This window comes from Mycobacterium sp. BMJ-28 (assembly GCF_054404835.1).
This window is the reverse complement of record NZ_CM136783.1, coordinates 1,152,441-1,176,358: the sequence shown is the minus strand read 5'-3', so window position 1 is coordinate 1,176,358 and position 23,918 is coordinate 1,152,441. Positions and strand designations below refer to the sequence as shown.

At 66.7% G+C, this 23,918-nt stretch carries 21 protein-coding genes and 1 tRNA gene; 12 read left to right on the top strand and 10 right to left on the bottom strand.

Annotated elements, in window-relative coordinates; genetic code table 11:
• Window positions 1-7: 7 nt before the first annotated feature.
• From ACXPWS_RS05865 to ACXPWS_RS05835, 7 genes are all read right to left on the bottom strand, one after another.
• Window positions 8-178, bottom strand: coding sequence for a hypothetical protein (locus ACXPWS_RS05865; RefSeq protein WP_458711542.1), 171 nt, complete (start codon window positions 176-178; stop codon window positions 8-10).
• Between the two features lie 133 nt (window positions 179-311).
• Window positions 312-602 carry a hypothetical protein gene (locus tag ACXPWS_RS05860; protein WP_458711541.1) on the bottom strand — a complete coding sequence of 97 codons (291 nt, stop codon included), beginning with the start codon at window positions 600-602 and terminating at the stop codon, window positions 312-314.
• Window positions 603-696: 94 nt separating this feature from the next.
• A complete protein-coding gene (locus ACXPWS_RS05855) occupies window positions 697-2,259 on the bottom strand; it encodes a PE-PPE domain-containing protein (RefSeq protein ID WP_458711540.1) in 1,563 nt (520 codons plus the stop codon).
• A 304-nt stretch (window positions 2,260-2,563) separates the two neighbouring features.
• Window positions 2,564-3,334: an amino acid ABC transporter ATP-binding protein gene (locus ACXPWS_RS05850; protein WP_458711539.1), complete on the bottom strand. Its 771-nt coding sequence runs from the start codon at window positions 3,332-3,334 to the stop codon at window positions 2,564-2,566.
• A 12-nt stretch (window positions 3,335-3,346) separates the two neighbouring features.
• Window positions 3,347-4,804: an amino acid ABC transporter substrate-binding protein/permease gene (locus tag ACXPWS_RS05845; protein WP_458711538.1), complete on the bottom strand. Its 1,458-nt coding sequence runs from the start codon at window positions 4,802-4,804 to the stop codon at window positions 3,347-3,349.
• An 85-nt stretch (window positions 4,805-4,889) separates the two neighbouring features.
• Window positions 4,890-5,963, bottom strand: a complete 1,074-nt coding sequence (locus ACXPWS_RS05840; RefSeq protein WP_458711537.1) for a GGDEF domain-containing protein — start codon at window positions 5,961-5,963, stop codon at window positions 4,890-4,892.
• Between the two features lie 165 nt (window positions 5,964-6,128).
• Window positions 6,129-7,079, bottom strand: a complete 951-nt coding sequence (locus tag ACXPWS_RS05835; RefSeq protein WP_458711536.1) for an ankyrin repeat domain-containing protein — start codon at window positions 7,077-7,079, stop codon at window positions 6,129-6,131.
• Between the two features lie 38 nt (window positions 7,080-7,117).
• Here ACXPWS_RS05835 and ACXPWS_RS05830 point away from each other — a divergent pair, with 38 nt between their 5' ends.
• Window positions 7,118-7,906, top strand: coding sequence for a hypothetical protein (locus tag ACXPWS_RS05830; RefSeq protein WP_458711535.1), 789 nt, complete (start codon window positions 7,118-7,120; stop codon window positions 7,904-7,906).
• A gap of 168 nt (window positions 7,907-8,074) precedes the next feature.
• On the opposite strand, the gene ACXPWS_RS05825 is transcribed toward ACXPWS_RS05830, so the two are convergent.
• The gene (locus ACXPWS_RS05825) at window positions 8,075-8,701 is read right to left on the bottom strand and encodes a fascin domain-containing protein (RefSeq protein ID WP_458711534.1); all 627 of its coding nucleotides are present in this window, start codon (window positions 8,699-8,701) and stop codon (window positions 8,075-8,077) included.
• A gap of 198 nt (window positions 8,702-8,899) precedes the next feature.
• Window positions 8,900-8,973 (bottom strand) — tRNA-Leu (locus ACXPWS_RS05820).
• A 109-nt stretch (window positions 8,974-9,082) separates the two neighbouring features.
• Here ACXPWS_RS05820 and ACXPWS_RS05815 point away from each other — a divergent pair.
• The 7 genes from ACXPWS_RS05815 (at window position 9,083) to ACXPWS_RS05785 (ending at window position 17,424) form a co-directional block, all read left to right on the top strand.
• A complete protein-coding gene (locus ACXPWS_RS05815) occupies window positions 9,083-9,373 on the top strand; it encodes a hypothetical protein (protein ID WP_458711533.1) in 291 nt (96 codons plus the stop codon).
• Window positions 9,374-9,568: 195 nt separating this feature from the next.
• The gene (locus ACXPWS_RS05810) at window positions 9,569-9,658 is read left to right on the top strand and encodes a potassium-transporting ATPase subunit F (RefSeq protein ID WP_458711532.1); all 90 of its coding nucleotides are present in this window, start codon (window positions 9,569-9,571) and stop codon (window positions 9,656-9,658) included.
• On the top strand, window positions 9,658-11,328 hold the full coding sequence (kdpA, locus tag ACXPWS_RS05805; RefSeq protein ID WP_458711531.1) for a potassium-transporting ATPase subunit KdpA: 1,671 nt from the start codon (window positions 9,658-9,660) through the stop codon (window positions 11,326-11,328). Before ACXPWS_RS05810 ends, kdpA begins: the two co-directional genes overlap by 1 nt.
• Before the next feature lie 2 nt (window positions 11,329-11,330).
• Complete coding sequence (gene kdpB / locus ACXPWS_RS05800) at window positions 11,331-13,418, top strand: potassium-transporting ATPase subunit KdpB (RefSeq protein WP_458711530.1); 2,088 nt, start codon at window positions 11,331-11,333, stop codon at window positions 13,416-13,418.
• Between the two features lies 1 nt (window position 13,419).
• The gene (locus tag ACXPWS_RS05795; RefSeq protein ID WP_458711529.1) at window positions 13,420-14,265 is read left to right on the top strand and encodes a potassium-transporting ATPase subunit C; all 846 of its coding nucleotides are present in this window, start codon (window positions 13,420-13,422) and stop codon (window positions 14,263-14,265) included.
• The gene (locus ACXPWS_RS05790) at window positions 14,222-16,750 is read left to right on the top strand and encodes a DUF4118 domain-containing protein (protein ID WP_458711528.1); all 2,529 of its coding nucleotides are present in this window, start codon (window positions 14,222-14,224) and stop codon (window positions 16,748-16,750) included. The genes ACXPWS_RS05795 and ACXPWS_RS05790 overlap by 44 nt, the downstream gene beginning before the upstream one ends.
• Window positions 16,747-17,424 carry a response regulator gene (locus ACXPWS_RS05785; protein ID WP_458711527.1) on the top strand — a complete coding sequence of 226 codons (678 nt, stop codon included), beginning with the start codon at window positions 16,747-16,749 and terminating at the stop codon, window positions 17,422-17,424. The genes ACXPWS_RS05790 and ACXPWS_RS05785 overlap by 4 nt, the downstream gene beginning before the upstream one ends.
• Here the strand turns inward: ACXPWS_RS05785 and ACXPWS_RS05780 are convergent.
• The gene (locus tag ACXPWS_RS05780; RefSeq protein ID WP_458711526.1) at window positions 17,387-18,226 is read right to left on the bottom strand and encodes a class I SAM-dependent methyltransferase; all 840 of its coding nucleotides are present in this window, start codon (window positions 18,224-18,226) and stop codon (window positions 17,387-17,389) included. The two genes, ACXPWS_RS05785 and ACXPWS_RS05780, sit on opposite strands and share 38 nt — an antisense overlap.
• A 129-nt stretch (window positions 18,227-18,355) precedes the next feature.
• On the opposite strand from ACXPWS_RS05780, the gene ACXPWS_RS05775 reads away from it, so the two are divergent.
• From ACXPWS_RS05775 to ACXPWS_RS05760, 4 genes are all read left to right on the top strand, one after another.
• Window positions 18,356-19,780, top strand: coding sequence for an HNH endonuclease signature motif containing protein (locus ACXPWS_RS05775; RefSeq protein WP_458711525.1), 1,425 nt, complete (start codon window positions 18,356-18,358; stop codon window positions 19,778-19,780).
• Window positions 19,781-19,824: 44 nt separating this feature from the next.
• Window positions 19,825-20,523 (top strand): envelope biogenesis lipoprotein LpqN, encoded by a 699-nt coding sequence (gene lpqN, locus ACXPWS_RS05770; protein WP_458711524.1) that lies wholly within the window; start codon window positions 19,825-19,827, stop codon window positions 20,521-20,523.
• Window positions 20,524-20,685: 162 nt separating this feature from the next.
• Window positions 20,686-23,442 carry an aminotransferase class I/II-fold pyridoxal phosphate-dependent enzyme gene (locus ACXPWS_RS05765; RefSeq protein WP_458711523.1) on the top strand — a complete coding sequence of 919 codons (2,757 nt, stop codon included), beginning with the start codon at window positions 20,686-20,688 and terminating at the stop codon, window positions 23,440-23,442.
• A 9-nt stretch (window positions 23,443-23,451) separates the two neighbouring features.
• A complete protein-coding gene (locus ACXPWS_RS05760; protein ID WP_458711522.1) occupies window positions 23,452-23,880 on the top strand; it encodes a nitroreductase family deazaflavin-dependent oxidoreductase in 429 nt (142 codons plus the stop codon).
• Window positions 23,881-23,918: the final 38 nt, after the last annotated feature.

Below are 23,918 nucleotides of genomic sequence, written 5' to 3'. Positions count from 1 at the left end.
GCACCGATCAGGGGACGCCGTTGATACCGGGGTGCTGTCCGCCCGGGACGGTCGCTGCCGGCGGTGCCACCACCGGCGGGGTGAACAGGTTGCCACCGGTCGGGTCGATCGACTTCTGCGTCGGAGCAACCGATTCCGTAGTTGTCGCGGGCGCGGTCGTCGTCGTGGTGGTCGTCACCGACGTTGTGCTGCTTGGGCTTTCCTTGCTGCTGTTGCCGCAGGCCGCCGTCAGCCCACCCAGCCGATGATCGCCGCCGCGCCGGCCAGGACGCCCAGCCGTCGGCTGAAGAGATGCGAGTCCATGGCCGCCCTCACGCGCCGTGCCGGTGTACGCCGGGGGGCTCGGTCGGCGCCGGCGGAGCCAGCACGCTGGGCGTGAACAGGTTACCGCCGGTCGGGTCGATCGACTTCTGCGTCGGAGACAGCGGCGCGGACGACGTCGCAGGCGCGGTCGTCGTCGTGGTCGTCGTCGTGGTGGTGGTCGTGGACGGCGCCTCTTCCTTGCCGCCCGAACCGCACGCGGCGGTCAGGCCGCCCAGCGCGATCAGGGCCGCGCAGCCGGCGGTCAACCCGAGACGTCGAACAAATATCTGTGTAGCCATGACATCCATCCCATGCGGCGGCGCTGTGGGCAGCACCCGTGCTAACAAGATCACCATCGTCGCACATCAGACGGGGTTGCATCAGCCTTACTGACTATGCAGCCAACTTGTCCGGACGCGCGCCTTCGCTGTCGCGGCCGGCATGGCCGGGGGTGCCTGAAGTGTCCGCGCCGGAGGTGTCCGTGGCGGCGTGTTTGCCGCCCGCCGCCGGTGACACGCCCGGCGCCGCACCGCTGTCGGCCCCCCGGTGCTTTCCGGTGCCCCGCCGCGGTGTGCCCGACGGGGCGTCCACGTCGGTGGAATCCGTTGGCGTCGTGGCGGTCTGATCCGCGCGATGCCTGGGGGTGCCGCGCTTGCGGATGGCGGGTGCGACGTCGGCACCATCGGTGTCCGCGGCCTGAGCACCGGCCGTGACCCCGTCGGAGTCCGGTTCCACGGCCTTGCCGGGCGCCGGCGCGGTCGCCGTCTGGGCCGCCGTCCGGTCCACGGTGCCGGCGCTGGTGTCCGGGTCCGAGGATGCCGTGTCGTCTTTGCCGGTGCCGGTTTTCGCGGTGAGCAGCTGACTGGCCTTGGCTGCCTGAGGCAGCGCGGTCGCCGTCGCCGCGGTGACGGCCGACTGAGCTCCGGTCCCGGTGCCCGGCTTGTCCCAGGACGGGTTGAGCGCATGCTGGATGCCCACCCCCACCGCGCTGAGCAGTTGGCCCGGCAACGCGAGCAGCCGGCCCGGCGTCGGCGACAACGACGCCGGGGTTGCCACACCGGGGTTGATCGACCGGTCATAGCCGAGGTCGACGAGCACCTTCAGCACCGGCCGCACCAGATCCAGCAGTTGCTTGGGCGCCCCGAGCATCTTCAGCGGCACCAACAGCGGCAGCTCGCGGGCCGCCAGCGTCACGTAGGTGATGTTGCTGTTGGGGCCCTGGCGATCCGGGACGGCGCGGGGACCGTCGAGGTCTGCCGGGTAGTAGTTCGAATGCTGAGTGAAGAAGGCCACCAATGAATTCAGATCGGCCACCAGATTGAGCGGGTAGTTGGGAAAATCCGAGATCGGGTCGTACTCCCAGCTGACATCCAAGGTCTTGTACGGCGTATCGGTGGGCGTGGTGCCGTCGAATTTCACGTTGAAGAACGGGACGAACAGGCCCGGAAACCGGTTCGCGATACCACCATTGGGCCGGTTCATGCCGGCGAACAGCACGAAGCTCAGCTGTTCGGTGGCCGGTGCGCCGATCGACTGCAGGTAACGCATCTCCCGCACCACGACGTTGGCCCCCGAGGAGTAGCCCGCCACGGTGACGGGCTCGCCGGATTGCAGGGCCGGCCCCATCAGCGCCTGCACGTTGGCCAGACCCTGCCGCTGCGAATCCTCGAAGCCGCTGGCGCCGTCCCAGGTGCCCGTGAACGGGATCTGCGACGGCCAGCTGACCGGTTGGAAGTTGTAGCCGTAGTACGGCGAATTGGGATTGGCCGGGTCCAGGTAGCCGTGTCCGGCCACCCCGACCGGGAAGCCGGTGGTGTTCGGCGTTCCGGGTGGGAAGGGGTCACCGCCGAGTTCCTGGATCATGCCCGCACTGGTCGGATTGCTGTTGCCGCCGATCGCCACCAGCGTGCCGGCCAGCAGCCGCACACCGACCCCGACACTCGAAAAAAATGCCAAGACGCCGACAACAGCGAATACCAGAACCGATCTGGCAGTAGAAGTGAGCACCCGCGTCGCCGCATGACCGAACATGACAACCTCCCCCGAGATGGTGCCTCTGCCGATGATTTCCGCAGCTAGAGAGCATTCGGGGATGTTTCTACCACGTCAATATGCGGTATGACCAGCGTTGCGACAGATCGGCGCGCACCAGCCACGGCGAGAACAAGCAAATCCTTACTCGTGAGTAAGAAAAGGCGCAGGTGGGCGGGCTTATCTGGCAATGTCGGCGGCGAGGACATCGCCCGGGAGCCGACGAGGCTCAGAGCACCTTGGAGAGGAACTCCTGCAGTCGCGGGTGTTTCGGGTTGTCGAACAACTCGGCGGGCGGGGCGTCCTCCACGATGTTGCCGTCGCACATGAAGATCACCCGGGAGGCGACCTCACGGGCGAAGCCCATTTCGTGGGTGACCACCACCATGGTCATTCCGCCTTCGGCCAGGGCGCGCAGCACCTCGAGCACATCGCCGACCATCTCCGGGTCCAGCGCGCTGGTGGCCTCGTCGAACAGCATGATGGACGGGTTCATCGCCAATGCCCGAGCGATCGCGACGCGCTGCTTCTGGCCGCCCGACAAGGTGGCGGGTTTCACCTGAGCCTTCTCCGCCAGGCCGACCTGGGCCAGCAGTTCCAGCGCCTTCTTCTCGGCCGCCGCCTTGTCCATCTTCTTGGTGAGCAGCGGGGCCAGGGTGACGTTGTCGATCACCGTCATGTGCGGGAAGAGGTTGAAGTGCTGGAATACCATGCCGATTCGCTGGCGGACCTTGTCCAGGTTCACCTTCTTGTCGGTGAGGTCGAACTCGTCGACGACCACCTTGCCGCCGGAGATGTCCTCCAGCTTGTTCAGGCAGCGCAGGAAGGTGGATTTGCCGGAACCCGACGGCCCGATGACGCAGACCACCTCGCCCTGCTTGACGGTGGTGTCGATGCCGTTGAGCACTTCGAGCTCTCCGAAGGACTTCTTCAGGCCCTCGATGCGGATCTTGACGGTGCCCGGCTCCGCGGTGGCGGCTTCGGGAATGAGATCGGTCATTTTACGATGCCCCTATTTCACTAGCCGGTGTTCAAGTCGGTCCGACAGTTTCGTCAGCGCCATGATCACGATGAAGTAGATGATGCCGATGATCAGCCACATGTAGAAGGACTGGAAGTTGCGGGCGATGATGATCCGGCCCGTCTGGGTCAGCTCGGCGATACCGATGACCGAGAGGATGGAGGTGTCCTTCAACGTGATGACGAACTGATTGATGTAGGACGGGATCATCGTGCGGATCGCCTGCGGCAGAATGACTCTGCGCATTGTCGGTAGATAGCCGATTCCGAGGCTACGGGAGGCCTCCATCTGCCCCTTGTCCACGGATTGGATGCCGCCGCGGACGATCTCGGTCATGTAGGCGCCGGCGTTGAGCGACAGCGTGATGATGCCCGCGGTCAGCGCCGACATCTGGAAGTGCAGCGCCGCCGGTATGCCGAAATAGATGAAGAAGGCCTGCACCAGCAGCGGGGTACCGCGGAAGATGTCGACGAAGGTGGTGCCGATGGCCCGCAACCAGATCGAGCGCGACACCCGCGCCAAACCGAAGATGACACCGAGCAGCAGCGCGATCGCAATGGAGATCACCGTCAGGATGACGGTCATCTTCAGGCCTTCCATCAGGATCGGGAAGGTGCTCTTGAGCAGGCCGAGGAACGAATTGTCGTCGCCACTGGCGCCTTCACCGAGATACCCGTCCAGCAGCTCCTGATAGCGGCCGGACGCCTTCAGATTCTTGAGTCCGTCGTTGAACTTCTTGAGCAGCTCGGCGTTGCGGCCCTTGTTGACCGCGAAGCCGTAGCTCGACCCCTTTTCCTTGGGCGTCACGGTCTTCAGACCATTGCCCTGGGTGATGCCGTAGGCGAGCACCGGGTAGTCGTCGAAGACCGCGACCGAGTTGCCGGTCTTCACTTCGTCATACATCGACGACGAGTCGGCGAAGGAGACGGTGGTGAAGCCGTACTTGTCCTTGATCGAATCGGCGAATGTTGCACCCTCGGTGCCGTTCTTGACGGCCACCCGCTTGCCCTTGAGGTCCTCGTAGGACGTGACGTCGTTGTTGTCCTTGAGCACCGCCATCTGCACGCCGGACTCGAAATACGGGTCGGAGAAATCGAATACCTTCTTGCGGGCGTCGGTGATGGACATGCCTGCGATGACGCCGTCCACCTGGTTGGCCTGCACGGCCTGCAGCGCGGCGTCGAAACCGAGCGGTTTGATGTCGACGGTGAAGCCCTGGTCCTTGCCGATCTCGCGGATCAGATCCATGTCGATTCCGACGAAATTGCCTTGGGCGTCCTGGAATTCGAACGGGGCGAAGGTGGTGTCGGTGGCGACGACGTACTTTTCGCCGTCCGCCGAGGCGGTGCCCGCCGTCAGCATCACGCTCAGGGTCCCGATCAGCAGTGCGGCGATCACCAGCGCCGATCGGTGCAGGACCCCTCGTCGCCTACCTGACGAACACTTCATGCTGCGTCTCCCCTCGTCCACGATGCGCGGAGGTTAACGCTAGCGGGCGGTATCGCTTCTCGTCAGAGAACGGGTCGGCGAGTCGTCACGCCCGGGTGCTGACCACGACACGGTTGCCACCGCTTCGTTTGGCCTCGTACATGGCCAGGTCGGCCGCGCAGATGAGTTGCTCGACGAACTCGGCGGGCCGCGGCGCGGCCCGTACGTCCTCCCCGCCGGCGACCGCCACACCGACGCTGGCGGTGACATTGCCGGCCAGCGCCGAAATGGCCTCGCACAGCGGAGTGGTGAAGGAGGCACCGTCGGGGGTTTGCGACGCCGCCGCCATGAGGAATTCCTCGCCTCCGGCGCGGCAGATCGCCGCGTCTTCGGGGGCGTGTTGGCGCAAGATGTCGGCGACGCGCAACAGCACCCGATCGCCTGCCGCGTGGCCGTAGGTGTCGTTGATCCGTTTGAAGTCGTCGAGGTCGATCATGATGACCACGAGGTGGCCACTTGTCATTTCAGCAACGAGTCGGCGTTCGACGGTGTCGGAGAAACCTCGCCGGTTCAGCAGGCCGGTCAACGGGTCCTCATCGGATCGGGCCGCGTACTGACTCATGGCCGTCGACGTGCCTCGGATGGCCAGGGGGACGGTGAGATTGATCAGCCACAACAGCCAGAACGCGGCCAGGGCGGTCGTGAGGTCGGCATGGTGGGCGATCCGGTACGCGGCGTAGGCCGATGCGGTCAGCCCGATGGCGATGTTGAACAAAAGGGCCCGGTTGTTGTGGAAGAAGGCGATGTAGCCGCCGGTGATCGCCGCCGCGGTGCAGGTAAGGGCTGCCAGTGCCGGAGTCGATTGGCTGACGCTGAAGGCCGCGACGCAGAGGGTGCCGATGAGCGTGGAGAAGAGGGACAACCGGCGGGTGGGCCATCGAGTCAGCCAGAAGCAGGTCATGGTGCTTGCGAGGGCCGCCGCGATCCCGCTCACCAGGATGATTCCGGCACTGAGGTTCCGGTAATTGGGGATGAGCAGCGACAGCGCCGCGAACGCCGCCGTCGACGCGACCAACGCCATCAGCACCCGCGCGGAGCCGATCAAACCCCGGTGGTGCAGAACGGCGGTCACGGCGTCGAACTGATCGGGTTCGTTGAGCCACTCCCCGAATCGAGCCATCCCCAATGCCCTCTTGTCCCATGGCTAACTAGACAGTCTTGTGTTCAGACATGCCGAACTTAGCCGAAGCGTAACGCGGACGGTTCTGCGCTGGACTTCTGCCGCCAAATTGGCAACAGAACTTGTTGCCAATGCAAAGAAAAGCCAGATGGGCGGGATCTACAGCTAACTACGCAGGGTGTTGCCGACCGCCTCGACGCCGGCCTCGGCAGCCAGCTCGCGGTGTTGTTCGGTGACCACCGCTCCCCCGGCGCGCAGGATTTCCACGACTCTGACCACCTCAGCGGAGCGATAGGCGTACCAGCGGGCGTTCACCGACCACCACACCAGCAGGGCGTCCAGGGCGCGCGCCGGTTCGGCGCCCAGTTCGAGCAGCGCTCCCACGGTGGCCGGCAGCACCCGTCGCGCCGCCGCCTCGATCGGGCGTTCACCGCCACCGGACTGCGCGTCGACGTCGGCGCCGGCCGCGACCAGCGCCTCGGCGATGCCCGGGTTGAGATGGTCGGATCGGTCGCCGAGCACATGCAGCGGAGTCGCGCCGCCGGAGTCGCGGACCGCGGGGTCGGCGCCGCGGGCCAATGCCCGGGTGAGCGCCACGGTGCGGCCGAGTCCGACGATCTCGTGCAGGATGTTGGTGAATCGTTCACCGCGCGCGGACAATTCGATGCGCCGGGCCGGGTCGGCGCCGGCGCCGATGAGTGCGATGGCCGCCTCCGGTTGCAAGGCGCGCACCGCGTACCACAGCGGCGACGCCCCGCACGGGTCGAGCACGTCGACCTCGACACCGGCAGCCAGCAGATCGGTCACCGAGGCCCAGCCGTTGCCGGCACGGTCGAACAGGTCGAGCACGGTCCGCGGCAGCGGTTGTGTCCAGGCGGGCGGTGCGACGCCGAGCGCATCGAGGACCCGCAGCGCTCCGGCGCGGCGATCGCCGAGGTCATACCACGGCCACGGGCCGTCACCCTTGGCGACGAAATCGTCGACGGCGATCCGCGACTCCGACACGATCGACCGGCCGTTGTCGTCGAAATCCGACCAGAACACCAGCTCATCCCCGCTGCGCGACACGACGACCCGGGCATAGCCCTCCTGGTACTCGACCAGCTGATCCGGCACCGCTACAGCATGCCGCATCCATACGGCATGCTGAAGACGTGTCGGGGACGGATATTGTCGCGCTGTTACTCGGGTTGGTCACCGCCGTCGGTGTCGCTGCGGTTGCCGCCAACATCACGGCATCGCCAGATGATTCGATGCGCTGGGAGGGCGGCGTCGCGCTCGGATTCTCGGCGTTGATCGTGCTCGGTCCGCTCTGGATTGCCCAGGCCGTCTGTACCGTGCTGTCCTCGCTCGACCACCGCGGCATCTCGCCATGGTGGCTGTGGGTGTGGGTGTTCGTCGCACCGGCGCTCGGTGCATCACCCCCGGCCGCCGCGGCGGCTCGCCGAGTGAAGATGCTGCAGCCCAACACATCTGCACCGCCGCGGCCCAATGTGCAGTTTCTGGTCGACCAGGCGTGGGCCGACACCGCCGCCGAGACGGGGTGGGAGCTGCGCCGGACGCCGCCGTTGCCCGACACCTGGCCGCCGGCGCCGGGCGGGTCCGCGCACTGGTTCTGCTACGCCGAACGCGACAGCACTCCGGCCACCATCGAGGTCGCCGCACCGTGGGCCCGGATCGTGCTGGCCGGCGGCGAATCGGCCGTCCTGCGCGTCGAACGCTTGAGTAGCGAAGTTGAATCATTTGGGCCCCAAGGCATCCACCCGTTGCCGCCGGAAATGTTGCGCACCTCCGGCCCGGCCCAGGCCACGCTGATCGACGCGGTGCATCAGGGCGATCCGGGCGGGATCCTGGAGCCGGCACTGCAGAAGTGGCGGGCGTTGAACAGTCGCATCGCAGCCCATCCCGTGGTCGCGCCGCATCTGCCGCCGTATTCGGGCTGACGTAGTGACAGAGTTCGCCAGGAAACGCATGAAGGGTCAACGGTCATCGTGCGGCCGGTCGGCGCTGCCGTGATGGCCCAGGCGATCGGCAAGCCACAGGCAGGACCGGACCAATAGCCGGTCTGGCCTGTGGCCGCAACGACGTGCCTCTTGATATCGCGGGTGCGCTCAGTTGGCGCAGTGGATGTGGAACTTCTCCCAGCCGTTGGCCGCCGTCGCATCGGAATGGATGGTGTCGGTGGTCCGTCCGCCACCACCGACGGCGGTGAGGAAGTGCCCATCGATGGTGCCGATCGAATACACGGTCTGACCCCCCGGATCCGACGGGACCTTGGTGACAGTGAACTTCTCCCACCCCTGCAGCTGCGTGGCGTCGGAGTGGATGACGTCGGTGGTCCGCCCGCCACCGCCGACGGCGGTGAGGTAGTGGCCGTCGAAGGCTTGGATGCCGTAATGCGTTCCGTCACCGGAGTCTACGAGCGTGAAGGTCTCCCATGAGCCGACTCGCACTGCGTCCGTGTGCATGACGTCGAACGACGGTTGGCCGAGTCCGGTCAACCCGCCGCTGTTGACTGCCGTCACATAGTGCCCGTCGGCGGTCTTGAAAGTGCAGTTGGTCTTGGTGGTCGGGGCTGCCGAGGCCACACCGGACAGGCTCACGGAGAGGGCCGCCATGGCGGCCATCGCTGAAACGCCGGCGACGGCGAGTCGTCGCCTGTGCTTACGCACGGACGTCGGTTCCGCCGCCGACGGGACGCTGTCAGTGGACGGCTGGGGGTTGATATCGGTGGTCATGAGGTGCTCCTTCGATGTGGCCGGGGTTCTGGTTGAACCCCTGACATCGGTAGGAGGAGCGAGACCCGCGAAAGGCGACACGTTTTTACGAACTGATTTCTCGAGGGCCCGCAGGCCGCGCAATTCGGCGACCGGACGCCGGAATTCCATGCCGCCACCGGTGACAGCGAAGAAAATCGCTACCTGCGACGATTCCAGTGCCCCCAGTCGGACTCGAACCGACACTGTGCGGATTTTAAGTCCGCTGCCTCTGCCAATTGGGCTATGGGGGCGTTGCAGACGTCGACGTTAGCGTCTGGCCTGGTCACCTATGAAATCACTCCCCCACAACCCGCCGATCAGCGGATAGCGGCCAGGTCACACCGGCCTTACCATCGGTGCATGAACGGCTTCTTCGCCGCACTGGTCGCGATGGGGATCGTCGTGCCCACCGTCGCTCTGATGGTCTGGATCGACCGGCGCAGCTCCAAGAAGCAGTCGGAAAAATACTGGAGCACCCGCGGCGGCACCGCCGGCGGGGCAGCCGCGGGTGGCGGCTTCATTGGCGGCTCAAGTGGATGCGCCGGCGGCTCCCATGGTGGTTCTCATGGCGGCGGCTCCGGCTGCGGCGGCGGGTCCAGTTGTGGTGGGGGCGGCTGCGGTGGCGGCGGTGGGTGCGGCGGCGGAAGCTGACCGATCGGGGTGTTCCCGCGCACAGCACCGCAAGGACTCCGTAAAGGTGCCGGTCACCCCCGTCAAGAAACCGTAAGGGACCAGTTCAGGGCGCCTTCGCAGTCCTAGGTTCAGCGACATGGCTGTTGTCGTGTTCGTCCTGCTGACCATCGCGGTCTTCGCGCTGCTCGGCTTCGTCCAGAAGATGTTCGAGTGATGGGCCTGATCAATGCAATCGGCCTCATCCTGGCCATCGCCATCGCCCTCTTCATGGCCGCTGCCCTGCTGTTCCCGGAAAGGTTCTAGTGTCCACCACCACCGCAGGGATCGTGTTCCTGCTGACGCTGATTCTGGCGTTGGCAGCGGTCCACGTCCCGCTCGGCGACTACATGTACCGGGTCTACACCGGCGAAAAGCACTCGCGCGCCGAGAAACTGATCTACAAGGCCATCGGCGCCGACCCCGACGCCGAACAGGGCTGGGGCGGCTACGCCCGCAGTGTGCTGGCGTTCTCGGCGGTCAGCATCCTGGGCCTGTTCTTCTTCCAACTGCTGCAAGGCAAGCTGCCTCTGCACCTGCACGACCCGGCCACCCCGATGACACCGGCGCTGGCCTGGAACACCGCGGTCAGCTTCGTCACCAACACCAACTGGCAGGCCTACTCGGGTGAGACCACCCAGGGCCACCTGGTGCAGATGGCCGGCTTGAGCGTGCAGAACTTCGTCTCCGCCGCGGTCGGCATGGCCGTGGCGGTCGCGCTGGTCCGCGGTTTCGCCCGCAGGCATGCCGGTGAGCTCGGCAACTTCTGGGTCGACCTGGTGCGCGGCAGCATCCGAATCCTGTTGCCGCTGGCCATCATCGCCGCCATCATCCTGCTCGCCGGTGGCGTCATCCAGAACTTTGCGCTGCACACCCAGGTGGTCGACACCTTGGCCGGCGCGCAACAGACCATCACCGGCGGCCCGGTCGCCAGCCAGGAAGCCATCAAGGAACTCGGCACCAACGGCGGTGGCTTCTACAACGCCAACTCGGCGCACCCGTTCGAGAACCCCACCGCCTGGACCAATTGGGTGGAGATCTTCCTGCTGCTGGTCATCGCCTTCAGCCTGCCGCGCACCTTCGGCCGCATGGTGAACAGCGTCAAGCAGGGCTACGCGATCGTCGCCGTCATGGGCGTCATTGCCACCGCCAGCATTTCGTTGACCATGTTCTTCCAATTGCAGGCGCACGGCACGGTGCCCACCGCCATCGGCGCGGCCACCGAGGGCGTCGAGCAGCGTTTCGGCGTCGCCGATTCGGCCATCTTCGCCGGGGCGACGACGCTGACCTCCACCGGCGCGGTGGACTCCTTCCACGACTCCTACACCAGCCTCGGCGGCATGATGACGATGTTCAACATGCAGCTCGGCGAGATCGCCCCGGGCGGAACGGGTTCGGGCCTCTACGGCATGTTGATCCTCGCGATCATCACGGTGTTCGTCGCCGGCCTGATGGTCGGGCGGACCCCGGAATACCTCGGCAAGAAAATCACCCCGCGCGAGATCAAGCTCGCGGCAAGCTATTTCCTGGTCACCCCGTTGATCGTACTGACCGGAACCGCACTGGCCATGGCGCTGCCCGGGCAGCGCGCCGGCATGCTGAACTCCGGTCCGCACGGCCTGTCCGAGGTGCTCTATGCGTTCAGTTCGGCGGCCAACAACAACGGGTCCGCGTTCGCCGGTATCAGCGTGAACACCGAGTGGTACAACACCGCACTGGGCCTGGCCATGCTGTTCGGCCGCTTCCTGCCCATCGTGCTGGTACTGGCCCTGGCCGGATCCCTTGCCGCCCAGGGCACCACGCCGGCGTCCGTCGGCACGCTGCCCACCCACCGCCCCCAATTCGTCGGCATGGTGACCGGCGTGACGCTGATCCTGGTCGCCCTCACCTTCCTGCCCATGCTGGCGCTCGGCCCCCTCGCTGAAGGAATCCACTAGACATGCTGACCGCCGCACCCAAACGGACGAGCTTGCTCGACCCGAAACTGCTGTGGAGATCCCTGCCCGACGCGCTGCGCAAACTGGACCCGCGCACACTGTGGCGCAACCCGGTGATGTTCATCGTCGAGCTGGGCGCGGTGTGGAGCACCGTCCTGGCCGTCTCCAACTCCAGCTGGTTCGGCTGGCTGATCGTCGGATGGCTCTGGCTCACCGTACTGTTCGCCAACCTCGCCGAGGCGGTCGCCGAAGGCCGCGGCAAGGCGCAGGCCGACAGCCTGCGCAAGACCAAGGCCGACACCATGGCCCGGCGGCTCACCGAATCCGGCGCCGAAGAAGAGGTGCCCGCCCCGCAGTTGCGCCTGGGCGACATCGTCGTGGTGGAAGCCGGCCAGGTCATCCCCGGTGACGGCGATGTACTGGAAGGCATTGCCTCGGTGGACGAATCGGCCATCACCGGTGAATCGGCACCGGTGATCCGGGAGTCCGGCGGCGACCGCTGCGCCGTCACCGGCGGCACCAGCGTGCTCAGCGACCGCATCGTGGTACGCATCACGCAGAAACCCGGCGAGAGCTTCATCGACCGGATGATTGCCCTCGTCGAAGGCGCCAACCGGCAGAAGACCCCCAACGAGATCGCGCTGAACATCCTGCTCGCGGCGCTGACGATCATCTTCGTGTTCGCCGTGGCCACCCTGCAGCCGCTGGCCATCTACGCCAAGGCCAACAACCCCGGCGTCCCGGACAGCCTGGCCCTGGACGGCAACGGCGTGACCGGCATCGTGATGGTGGCCCTGCTCGTGTGCCTCATTCCGACCACCATCGGAGCGCTGCTGTCGGCGATTGGCATCGCCGGCATGGACCGGCTGGTGCAGCGCAATGTACTGGCGATGTCGGGCCGCGCCGTGGAGGCCGCCGGTGACGTCAACACCTTGCTGCTGGACAAGACCGGCACCATCACCCTGGGCAACCGGCAAGCCGGCGCCTTCCTCCCGCTCTCCGGTATCAGCGAGGCCGAACTGGCCGATGCCGCACAGCTTTCCAGCCTGGCCGACGAGACGCCCGAGGGCCGCTCCATCGTGGTGTTCGCCAAGGACCATTACGGGATCCGGGCCCGCACCCCCGGTGAGCTGAACCACGCTCAGTGGGTCGAGTTCACCGCGGCCACCAGGATGTCCGGCGTGGACGTGGACGGGGTGCTGCTCCGCAAGGGTGCGGCCAACTCCGTCGCCGAATGGGTGCGCAGCCACGGCGGCACCGTCCCCACCGCTCTCGACGACATCGTCGCCGAGGTCTCCGGGTCAGGTGGCACGCCCCTGGTCGTCGGGCGCATCGTGGACAGCAAGCCCGATGTGCTGGGGGTCATCCACCTCAAGGACGTCGTCAAGCAGGGCATGCGGGAGCGCTTCGACGAGATGCGCCGGATGGGTATCCGCACGGTGATGATCACCGGCGACAATCCGTTGACCGCCAAGGCGATCGCCGAGGAGGCCGGCGTCGACGACTTCCTCGCCGAAGCCACCCCCGAGGACAAGCTCGCCCTGATCAAACGGGAACAGGCCGGCGGCAAGCTGGTCGCGATGACCGGCGACGGCACCAACGACGCCCCGGCACTCGCCCAGGCCGACGTCGGCGTCGCCATGAACACCGGCACCTCGGCGGCCAAAGAGGCCGGCAACATGGTGGATCTGGATTCCGACCCGACCAAGCTCATCGAGATCGTCGAGATCGGCAAGCAGCTCCTCATCACCCGTGGTGCGCTGACGACCTTCTCCATCGCCAATGACATCGCGAAGTACTTCGCGATCATCCCGGCGCTGTTCGTCACGCTGTTCCCCGGCCTGGACGTGCTGAACATCATGCGGTTGCACAGTCCGCAGTCCGCGATCCTGTCGGCCGTCATCTTCAACGCGATCGTGATCGTCGCGCTGATCCCGCTGGCGCTCAAGGGTGTCCGCTACACGCCGAGCAGCGCCTCGAAGCTGTTGAGCCGCAACCTCTACGTGTACGGCCTCGGCGGCATCATCGCGCCGTTCATCGGCATCAAAGTCATCGATCTCGTCGTCCAACTCCTCCCCGGGATGTCCTGATATGAAGTTCTCCAATATCGTCCGCCAGCACTGGGCCGCGGTGCGCGCGCTGCTGGTGCTCACCGTCATCCTCGGCGGGGCCTACCCGCTGTTGATCTGGACGGTCGCCCAGCTGCCCGGCCTGTCCGGAAAGGCCGACGGTTCCATCGTGCAAGTCAACGGAAAGCCGGTGGGCAGCAGCCTGATCGGGCAGTCGTTCGCCGACGCCGACGGCAAGCCGCTGCCTAGGTATTTCCAGAGCCGGCCAGGTGGTTATGACCCGATGGCCTCCGGGGCGAGCAATCTGGGCCCGGAGAACATCGTCGACCAACCGGACAAACCCAGCCTGCTCACCCAGGTGTGCACCCGCAGCGCCGATATCGCCGCCCTCGACCACGTCGACGGCGCCCGGCCGTTCTGCACCGGCGGCGGGGTGGGCGCCGTGCTGGCCGTGCTGGGCCCGCGTGATGCCCGCGGCGCCGTCACCACGCCGACTCAGGTGATCAGCGTCAACGAGGTGTGCCCGGCCGCTCCGTTCGTCTCGGTGTACGACGGTATCCGGGTGCAGTGTGCCCAGCCCGACGGCGACTACAGCCTGGGCCAGCTGGTGCCGATCCACGGCGCCGCCACCGACCCGCAGGTTCCCGCGGATGCGGTGACCGCCAGCGGCAGTGGCCTGGACCCCGACATCTCACCGGCCTACGCCGAGCTGCAGGTCCCCCGCGTCGCGCGGGCCCGTGGCCTCGCCGAACAGCCCGTGCGTGACCTGGTGGCTGCCAACACCGACGGGCGCGCGCTGGGCTTCCTCGGCGAACCGCGGGTCAATGTGCTCAAGCTCAACCTGGCATTGGATCAACTGGGTGGATGATGGGCATGTGACGTCTGCCAAGCGGGGTGAGCTCCGCATCTATCTGGGCGCCGCACCCGGGGTCGGCAAGACGTTCGCGATGCTGGGTGAGGCGCGCCGACGGCTGGAACGCGGCACCGACCTGGTGGCGGCCGTGGTGGAAACCCACGGCCGCCCCAAAACCGCCGAACTGCTCGACGGTATCGAGATCATCCCGCCCCGCTACCTCGACTACCGGGGTTCGCGGTTCGCCGAGCTCGACGTCGACGCGGTGTTGGCCCGCAAGCCACAGGTGGTGCTGGTCGACGAACTGGCCCACACCAACACCCCGGGCAGCGTCCACCCCAAACGGTGGCAGGACGTGCAGCAGCTACTCGACGCCGGGATCACCGTCATCTCGACGGTCAACGTGCAGCATCTGGAGAGCCTCAACGACGTCGTCGCCCAGATCACCGGGATCGAACAACAGGAGACCGTGCCCGACGAGATCGTCCGGCAGGCCGATCAGATCGAACTGGTCGACATCACCCCGGAAGCGTTGCAGCGCAGACTCTCCCACGGCAACGTCTACGCCCCGGAAAAGGTCGACGCGGCCCTGTCGAATTACTTCCGGCGCGGGAACCTCACCGCATTGCGGGAATTGGCGCTGCTGTGGCTGGCCGATCAGGTCGACGCGGCGCTGGCGAAGTACCGGGCCGAGAACAAGATCACCGACACCTGGGAGGCACGCGAGCGCGTCGTCGTCGCGGTCACCGGCGGCGCGGAGTCGGAAACGCTGGTGCGCCGGGCCTTTCGGATCGCGTCGCGGTCCAGTGCCGAGCTGATGATCGTGCACGTGGTGCGCGGTGACGGCCTGTCCGGGGTCGCCGCACCGCAGATGGGTAAGGTCCGCGAGCTGGCCACCAGCCTGGGCGCCACCCTGCACACCGTTGTCGGCGAAGATGTTCCGTCCGCCCTGCTCGATTTCGCCCGCGAGATGAATGCCACCCAACTGGTGCTCGGCACCTCGCGCCGATCCCGCTGGGCCCGGATCTTCGACGAGGGCATCGGCGCGGCGACCGTGCAGCACTCGGGCAAGATCGACGTCCACATGGTCACCCATGGCGAGACCAAGCACAGCTGGCGCGGCTTCACCCCGCGGGAACGGCGCCTGACATCGTGGCTCGCGGCGGTGGTGGTGCCGTCGGCGATCTGCGCGGTGACCGCCCTGGTGCTGGACCGCTTCCTCGGTATCGCCGGTGAGAGCGCGCTGTTCTTCGTCGGGGTGCTGCTGGTGGCCCTGCTCGGCGGGGTGGCCCCGGCGGCCCTGTCGGCGGTGCTGTCCGGGCTGCTGCTCAACTATTTCCTGGTCGAGCCGCGGTACAGCTTCACCATCGCCCAACCCGACAGTGCCGTCACCATTCTGGTGCTGTTCATGGTCGCCGTGGCGGTGGCCGTCCTGGTCGACGGGGCGGCCAAGCGCACCCGCGAGGCGCGCCGCGCTTCCCGGGAGGCCGAACTGCTCGCACTGTTCGCCGGGTCGGTGCTGCGCGGAGCCGACCTGGATGCGCTGCTGGAGCGGGTCCGCGAAACCTACAGCCAGCGCTCGGTCAGTGTGCTGCGCGGCGAGGACATCGTCGGCTGCGTCGGCGACGACCCGTGCGTCACCGTCGAAACGGCCGACACCGCCATCGAGGTCGGCGACGAAGAATTCTGGATGCTGATGCGCGGACACCGGCTGGCCGCCCGGGATCGCCGGGTGCTGACCGCGGTGGCCACCCAGGCCGCCGGACTGGTGCGCCAACGCGAGCTCACCGAAAACGCCGGCCGCGCCGAGGCGATCGAACGCGCCGACGAGCTGCGCCGGTCCCTGCTGACGGCGGTCAGCCATGATCTGCGCACCCCGCTCGCCGGCGCCAAGGCCGCGGTGTCCAGCCTGCGCGCCGAGGATGTCGACTTCTCCCCCGAGGACACCGCCGAACTGCTGGAAACCATCGAGGAATCGGTCGACCAGCTCACCGCGCTGGTGGGTAACCTGCTGGACTCGTCCCGGCTGGCCGCCGGTGTGGTGCATCCCGCGCTGCGGCAGGTGTACCTGGACGAGGTGGCGCACCGGGCGATCATCGGGACACCCTGGGGGCGTTCCGGATTCGACCGGGTGAAGATCGACGTGGGTGACACCGTGGCGCTGGCCGACCCGGGCCTGCTGGAACGCGTGTTGGCCAATCTGGTGGACAACGCGGTCCGCTACGCCCCCGACAGTGTGGTGCGGGTGAACGCCGGACGCGTCGGGCAGCGGGTGCTGATCAACGTGATCGACGAGGGACCGGGACTGCCCCGCGGCGCCGAGGAGCAACTTTTCGCGCCGTTCCAGCGCCTGGGCGACCGGGACAATTCCACCGGTGTGGGACTGGGCCTTTCGGTGGCACGCGGTTTCGTGGAGGCGATGGGCGGCACCGTCACCGCCACCGACACCCCGGGCGGCGGGCTGACCGTCGTGGTCGAATTGGCGGCGGGCGAGCGATGACCCGGGTGCTGGTGATCGACGACGAAAAGCAGATCCTGCGGGCCCTGCGGATCAACCTGTCGGTGCGCGGGTACGAGGTGTTCACCGCGGCGACCGGCGCCGAGGCGCTGCGCGAGGCGGCCGACCACCGCCCCGATGTGGTGATCCTGGATCTGGGCCTGCCCGACATGTCCGGCATCGAGGTGCTGGAAGGATTGCGTGGCTGGTTGAGCGCACCGGTGATCGTGCTCTCGGCGCGCACCGACTCGCTGGACAAGGTCGAGGCACTGGACGCCGGCGCCGACGATTACGTGACCAAACCGTTCGGCATGGACGAGTTCCTGGCCCGGCTGCGGGCCGCGGTGCGCCGCGGCGCCAAGGTCGAGGTGGACGAGCCGGTGGTCGAAACCGACTCGTTCACCGTGGATCTGGCGGCCAAGAAGGTCACCAAGGATGGCGCCGAGGTGCACCTCACCCCGACCGAATGGGGCATGTTGGAGATGCTGGTGCGCAACCGCGGCAAGCTGGTGGGTCGCGAGGAGTTGCTCAAAGAGGTGTGGGGCCCCGCGTACGCCACCGAAACCCATTATCTGCGGGTGTATCTGGCCCAGTTGCGGCGCAAGTTGGAGGCCAACCCGTCACAGCCCAAGCACCTGCTCACCGAGGCCGGGATGGGTTATCGATTCCAGGTTTGACCGCCTGGATGGTGAACGTGAGTGGCACCCGTTCCGAGCCTTCGGCCAGTACGTACTCTTCGACGAAATCCGGGCTGGGGATCATGGCTTCGCCCAACGCATTCCACGGCACCTCGCGGTGCTCCTCGAGCGCGGTGACGGTGAGCCCCGCGGAGGTGAGCGCGGTGAAGATCTCGCCCAGGCCGTGATTGAAGCTGATCGAGGCCGGGGCGGCGACCTCACCCGATCCGGCGTAACTCTCGGTCTGCACAAACATCAGACCGTCGGTTTCGAAGTACGGAAATTCGACGACCAGGAGGCCGTCCGGACGTGGATCGCAGATGGTGTCGAGCATCGGGTGCCCTTCGCGCATGAACAGTCGTCCGCCGGGGCGCAACAAACCCGCTACCGTCTGCGCCCATCTGCCGATATCGGGCAGCCAGGGCAAGGCGCCGATCCCGGTGTAGACCAGATCGAACTCGCCTTGTGCGTCGTAGACGTCGGATTGGATGAACTCGACTGTCGCCTTTGCCCGCACGGCGAGTTCGCGGGCGGCCTTGAGCGCTCCCGGAGAAAAATCGATCCCGGTCACCGACCGAGCGCCCAGCCGGGCCAGTGACACCGTGTCGGTGCCGATGTGGCACTGCAGGTGCACCACGTCAAGGCCGTCGAGCCGGCCCAGTCGTGGCAGGTCGTAGCGGACGACGCCGGAGAGATGGTCCGGGTCGTCGAACCCGGCGAGGTGGTATCCACCGGGCCCGGTGTGCAGCGGCACCCGGGATTCCCAGTTCGCCAGATTTATTGCGCGCCAGTCATCGGTCACACCTCATTCTCGCACGCGCAGTCTACTCATTTTCCGGCACGAAAGGTGTTGTCCGCGTGGATCTGTGGATGAATCGGCGACTGTGGATAACGTCGGGTTCTGTCGGTGGTCGGGCGTAGTCTTTCGAACATGTCAGCGAGTGCGGTGGTGGATCGGGAGGCAGTCTTGGCTGCGCTGGCCGAGTACCGTGCCGCGTGCGAGAAGCTGACCACCGTTGATTTCACGGCGTTCGATACCGCCGAGTTGCTGAACCTGCAGTCCGAGCGTGAGCACTGCACCCGTATCGGTGCCGGTGTCGATCACCGGATCCTGGCCGCAGTGCAGGCCCGGGCCACCGCTAAGGAGGTCGGCGGCAAGTCCTGGGCCGACATTTTGGCGTTGAGGTTGGGGATCAGTCAGGTCCAAGCCAAAGCGCGGGTCAAAGACGCCGAAGATCTCGGGCCGCGCCACATCATCGGCGGGGAAGTCCTGGAGCCGGTACTGCCGGCCTGCGCCAGGGCGCTGGCCGCCGGGACCATCAACCTCGAACACGTCGCGGCGATCCGCGATGTGCTGCGCAAAGCCCAGAACTACACCACCGCGCCGCAACGCGCGCGGATCGAGCAGCAATTGGTCCCCATCGCGGCGGGCAATCCGCCCGAAACGGTCACAGCCGCCGGGGTGGATCTGCTGTATCTGCTCAACCAGGACGGTCCGGGCCCCGACTACCCCGCCCACCCACCAGGCCTGCGCCTGGGACCTCAAGATGCCGACGGCAACTACCGGGTCAGCGGCCATATCGACGCCGAAACCGCGGCGTATTGGAAGACCATCGAATCGGTGTGGGCCGCTCCAGGGGTCAACAACCCGGCCGATACCGAACCGATCCCTAACCCCACCCCCAATCCGCTGGACCCCGGTGCTGCCGAAGAGCTCGACGCCGAACAACGCCTGGCCCAGGCCGCCGCCCGCGATACCCGGTCACCGGCCCGGCGCAGCCACGACGCCTTCAAAACCCTGTGCCGGGACATCCTGATGTCCAAGAAACTCGGCCAGCACGGCGGGTTGCCGGTCACCGTGGTGATCAGTACGACGCTGGCCGAGCTGGAAGCCCGCGCCGGGGTGGCCCGCACCGGCAGCGGAGTGAAGATTTCGATCCCCGACCTGATCCGGATGGCCGCCCACGCCCACCACTACTTTCTGCTGTTCGCCCATCACCGCGCCGAGCCGCTGTATCTGGGGCGCACCAAACGCCTGGCCTCCACCGCTCAACGGCTGGTGGCGATCGCCCGCGACCGCGGCTGCACCCGCCCGGGCTGCTTCGCCCCCGCCGACCGCTGCCAGGCCCACCACGCCGACCTGGACTGGACCGCCGGCGGCCGCACCAACGCCGACACCATCGTCTTGGGCTGCGGACCCGACAACCGCCTGGCCTACCAAACCGGTTGGCGCACCACCATCAACCCCACCACCGGCCGCGCCCAATGGCACCCACCCCCGCTACTGGACACCGGCCAAGACCGAACCAACCACCACTTCCACCCCGAAGAACTCCTCGGGGACGACGACCCGTGACCGTTCCAATCGGATTCCAACCGCGGCTGATTACGGTGCCCGCCATGACACACTTCACGATCCGTGCTGCCGGGGCTGCGGCCGTCGTCGCGCTGGGCCTGTTCGGCGCCGTCGGCTGCGGTTCCGACACCAAGTCCGCACCGGCCAGCAGCAGCTCATCCAAGAGCACGAGCAGCAGCAGCTCCAAGGCTTCCTCGACACCGAAGACGACGGCGTCCACACCCGAAGCCAACAAGACGATCATGGATTACATCAAGGAGAACGGCATCGTCGAAACGTCGATCAAGCGCGGCGATCCCGGCCCGTCGATCGACCTGCCGGTTCCGGAGGGCTGGGAGCCCACCGACGAGCTGCCCGAAGCTCCGTACGGCGCGATCGTCTACACCGGCAGCAAGGTGCCCGACAACCCGCCGCGCATCCTGGCGTTGCTGTCCAAGCTCACCGGAAACGTCGATCCCAAGGAGATCATCGCGTACGCCCCGGGCGAGCTGGAGAACCTGCCGGGCTGGAAACCACTGAACGAGGGCGCCTCCTCGACCCTCGGCGGGTATGAGGCTTTCCAGCTCGGGGGCAACTACAACGTCGACGGCAAGCAGGGCGTCATCGCCCAGAAGACGGTGGTCATCCCGGCCAACGACGGGCTGTATGTGTTGCAGCTCAACGCTTATGCCGATGAGTCCGAGGCCGACGCACTCGGCGCCGCCACCGACATCATCGACGAGCAGACCACCATCACGGCCTGACGAACACTGCACTGCACGGCCCTCGGTGACACACCGGGGGCCGTGCGGTCGTTCTCGGGCAGACCACCCACAGCTGCCGGTAAGCACCCGTCCACCCGATTGCCGCGAAGCGTTCGTTCGGCGCTCACCCGCTCGTCGCCACTACCGGTACACGCTCTAGCCGTGGACAACTCGCGCGCGTACAACAGTGTCTGGCAGTTCCGCGGCGACGCCTGGTGCCGCCTCGAAGAGGCCGCCGACCGGCTCACCCGGCCCAGCACGACCGGGGATCTCAAGGACGAATACGTGGCCATCTGCCACGACCTGCTGACCAACCTGACCCCACTCGAGCCGTACTGGGCCTTCCCCGGCTCACCCCAGTTCGCCAAGGTCCAGCGGCTATTCAACGGCGGCACCTACGACAAGTTCGCGCACGCGGTCGCCCGCATCAACCGGGCGCTGACCACCGAGTCCTACCGCACCGGCGACGTCGACACCGCCGGCGCCGACGACACCGCCGACCTGTTCCCGGCCGACCCGCGCACCCTGGAGAGCCAGCCCGCCAACCGGCGCGAGCAGCTGTACTTCGAGGTGCTGGTCGTGGAGAAGATGACCGAGGCCCAGGAGCGCGCGCTGCGCAAGGAGGTGCGCAGCTGGCGCCGCCCCGATGACGAGTTCGTCTACGAGCTGGTGGTGGTCGGCAGCGGCGACGAGGCGCTGATCGCCGCGCGGCTCAACGTCAACCTGCAGGCCGTCGTCATCCGCCGCCGCTTCAGCCACCAGTCCACCCGCGACCTGAGCTCACTGTCAGAGTTCATCGACCACAAGCTGTCCCACGATCTCGACGACCACAAATCCCCCGACGAGCGGGCCGCGATCTTGGCCAAGTCGCTGCACGAATTGCGTCCCGAGCTCGACCTGTTCCTGATGACCGAGATCGAGGTGGAGGACATCGCCGGCCGGCTCGGGCAGTCTTTCCGCCGGGTGTTCCACGCCCGCGAGGGTGTGCTGGAACTGCACCTGTCGATCCTGCAGGGCGTCGCGGCCCGTTACCGCACCCCGTTCTTCAGCGCGCTCAAGCAGTACAGTCATCGGCCCACCGGGGTCTTCCACGCGCTGCCGATCAGCCAGGGCAAGTCGATCGTCAACTCACACTGGATCAAGGACATGGTCGGCTTCTACGGGCTGGACGTGTTCATGGCCGAGACGTCGGCGACCTGTGGCGGTCTGGATTCGCTGCTGGAACCCACCGGCCCGCTGCGCGAGTCCCAGCAGCTGGCGGCGCAGGCCTACGGCAGCAAGCACACCTTCTTCGTCACCAACGGCACCTCGACGGCCAACAAGATCGTCACGCAATCCCTGGTCGCCCCCGGCGATATCGTGCTGCTGGACCGCAACTGCCACCAGAGCCACCACTACGGCATGATGATGGCCGGCGCCAACGTGGTCTACCTGGAGGCCTACCCACTGGCCGAGTACACCATGTACGGGGCGGTGCCGCTGCGGGAGATCAAATCAAAGCTGTTGGCGCTCAAGGCCGCCGGCAAGCTGGACCGGGTCAAGATGGTCTCGCTGACCAACTGCACCTTCGACGGCATCGTCTACGACACCGAACGGGTGATGGAGGAATGCCTGGCGATCAAACCCGACCTCGTCTTCCTGTGGGACGAAGCCTGGTTCGCGTTCGCCCGCTTCCATCCCGTGTACCGCAAGCGCACCGCGATGGCGGCCGCCCGCACGCTGCGCGACAAGCTGGCCGACCCCGACTATCGCGCGGCCTACACCGAGCAGCTGACCAACGAAGGCCCGCTGTCCGACGACGATCTGCTGAACCGCCGGCTGCGGCCCGACCCCGCCGAGGCACGAGTCCGGGTGTACGCCACCCAGTCCACCCACAAGACGCTCACCTCGCTGCGGCAGGGCTCGATGATCCACGTCTTCGACCAGGACTTCGAGCAGAAGGTGTCCGAGGCCTTCCACGAGGCCTACATGGCGCACACCTCGACGTCGCCGAACTACCAGATCCTGGCCTCACTGGATCTGGGCCGGCGCCAGGTGGCCCTGGAAGGGGTCGAACTGGTGCAGCGCCAGATCGAGAACGCCATGCAGCTGCGCGACGCCATCGACAACCACCCGCTGCTGCGCAAGTACATGTCCTGCCTGCGCACCTCCGATCTGATCCCGCAGCAGTTCCGGCCCTCCGGCATCGCCCAGCCGCTGCGGTCCGGCCTGAAAAGCATGACGGCGGTGTGGGATTGCGATGAATTCGTGCTGGACCCCTCGCGCATCACGCTGGCCATCGGTCGCACCGGCTACGACGGCGACCATTTCAAACGCGAACAGCTGATGGACCGGCACGGCGTGCAGATCAACAAGACCTCCCGCAACACCGTGCTGTTCATGACCAATATCGGCACCACCCGCAGCTCGGTGGCCTACCTGGTGGAGGTGCTGGTCAAGATCGCGGCCGAACTGGAGGAGTCGGTCTCGGAGATGGGCCTGGGTGAACGGGCCCGGTTCGAGCAGACGGTGCGCCGGTTGACGACGAACGCGGCATCGCTGCCCAACTTCAGCGGTTTCCACCCGGTGTTCCGGGACGGTACGCAGACTCCCGAAGGTGATGTGCGCCGCGCCTTCTACCTGTCCTACGACGACACCAATTGCGAATACCTGGCCACCGACGAGATCTTCGACAAGATCGACGCCGGCGTGCAGGTGGTGTCCGCGACGTTCGTGACGCCGTATCCGCCGGGATTCCCGGTGCTGGTGCCCGGCCAGGTGTTCAGCCAGGAGATCCTGACCTTCCTGCGCGAGCTGGACACCCCCGAGATCCACGGTTACAAGCCAGAACTCGGCTTCCGGGTGTACACCGAGAAGGCGATCGAAGGTCTGCGGCCGGCACACTGGTCGGATCTGCCGCAGCCCAGCTTGGCCGACTAGGCTGGAGCCATGACCGAAGGTATCGATTTCAACGAGATGAACCGTCAAGTCATCGAGGAGTTCCGGGCATCCGGCGGTAAAGCGGGCGGCATCTTCGAAGGCAAACCCCTGGTACTCGTGCACCATGTCGGCGCCAAGTCCGGGACCGAGCGCATCGCGCCGCTGGTGCCGTTGCTCGACGACGACCGCATCTTCATCTTCGCCAGCAAGGGCGGCGCCGACACCAACCCGGATTGGTATCACAACCTGGTCGCCAACCCCGACACCGTGGTGGAACTGGGCACGGATCGGTTTGCCGTCACCGCCCGCGTCCTCGACGGCGCAGAACGCGACGACGTCTACGCCAAGCAGGTCGCGGTGGAGCCCCAGTTCGGCGACTACCAACGCAACACCACCCGGGTGATTCCCGTCATCGAGCTGGTGCGCACCTCCGCCTGAGGCGCCCGTCCGAGTGGGCCCGTAGCCGAATCATTCGC

What these genes read in the sequence shown, in the direction of transcription:
- ACXPWS_RS05860 (WP_458711541.1), bottom strand. Translation starts at nt 602, where the DNA reads ATGGCTACACAGATATTTGTTCGACGTCTCGGGTTGACCGCCGGCTGC.
- ACXPWS_RS05850 (WP_458711539.1), bottom strand. Translation starts at nt 3,334, where the DNA reads ATGACCGATCTCATTCCCGAAGCCGCCACCGCGGAGCCGGGCACCGTC.
- ACXPWS_RS05845 (WP_458711538.1), bottom strand. Translation starts at nt 4,804, where the DNA reads ATGAAGTGTTCGTCAGGTAGGCGACGAGGGGTCCTGCACCGATCGGCG.
- ACXPWS_RS05840 (WP_458711537.1), bottom strand. Translation starts at nt 5,963, where the DNA reads ATGGCTCGATTCGGGGAGTGGCTCAACGAACCCGATCAGTTCGACGCC.
- ACXPWS_RS05825 (WP_458711534.1), bottom strand. Translation starts at nt 8,701, where the DNA reads ATGACCACCGATATCAACCCCCAGCCGTCCACTGACAGCGTCCCGTCG.
- ACXPWS_RS05815 (WP_458711533.1), top strand. Translation starts at nt 9,083, where the DNA reads ATGAACGGCTTCTTCGCCGCACTGGTCGCGATGGGGATCGTCGTGCCC.
- ACXPWS_RS05810 (WP_458711532.1), top strand. Translation starts at nt 9,569, where the DNA reads ATGGGCCTGATCAATGCAATCGGCCTCATCCTGGCCATCGCCATCGCC.
- kdpB (WP_458711530.1), top strand. Translation starts at nt 11,331, where the DNA reads ATGCTGACCGCCGCACCCAAACGGACGAGCTTGCTCGACCCGAAACTG.
- ACXPWS_RS05795 (WP_458711529.1), top strand. Translation starts at nt 13,420, where the DNA reads ATGAAGTTCTCCAATATCGTCCGCCAGCACTGGGCCGCGGTGCGCGCG.
- ACXPWS_RS05790 (WP_458711528.1), top strand. Translation starts at nt 14,222, where the DNA reads ATGTGCTCAAGCTCAACCTGGCATTGGATCAACTGGGTGGATGATGGG.
- ACXPWS_RS05785 (WP_458711527.1), top strand. Translation starts at nt 16,747, where the DNA reads ATGACCCGGGTGCTGGTGATCGACGACGAAAAGCAGATCCTGCGGGCC.
- ACXPWS_RS05775 (WP_458711525.1), top strand. Translation starts at nt 18,356, where the DNA reads ATGTCAGCGAGTGCGGTGGTGGATCGGGAGGCAGTCTTGGCTGCGCTG.
- lpqN (WP_458711524.1), top strand. Translation starts at nt 19,825, where the DNA reads ATGACACACTTCACGATCCGTGCTGCCGGGGCTGCGGCCGTCGTCGCG.
- ACXPWS_RS05760 (WP_458711522.1), top strand. Translation starts at nt 23,452, where the DNA reads ATGACCGAAGGTATCGATTTCAACGAGATGAACCGTCAAGTCATCGAG.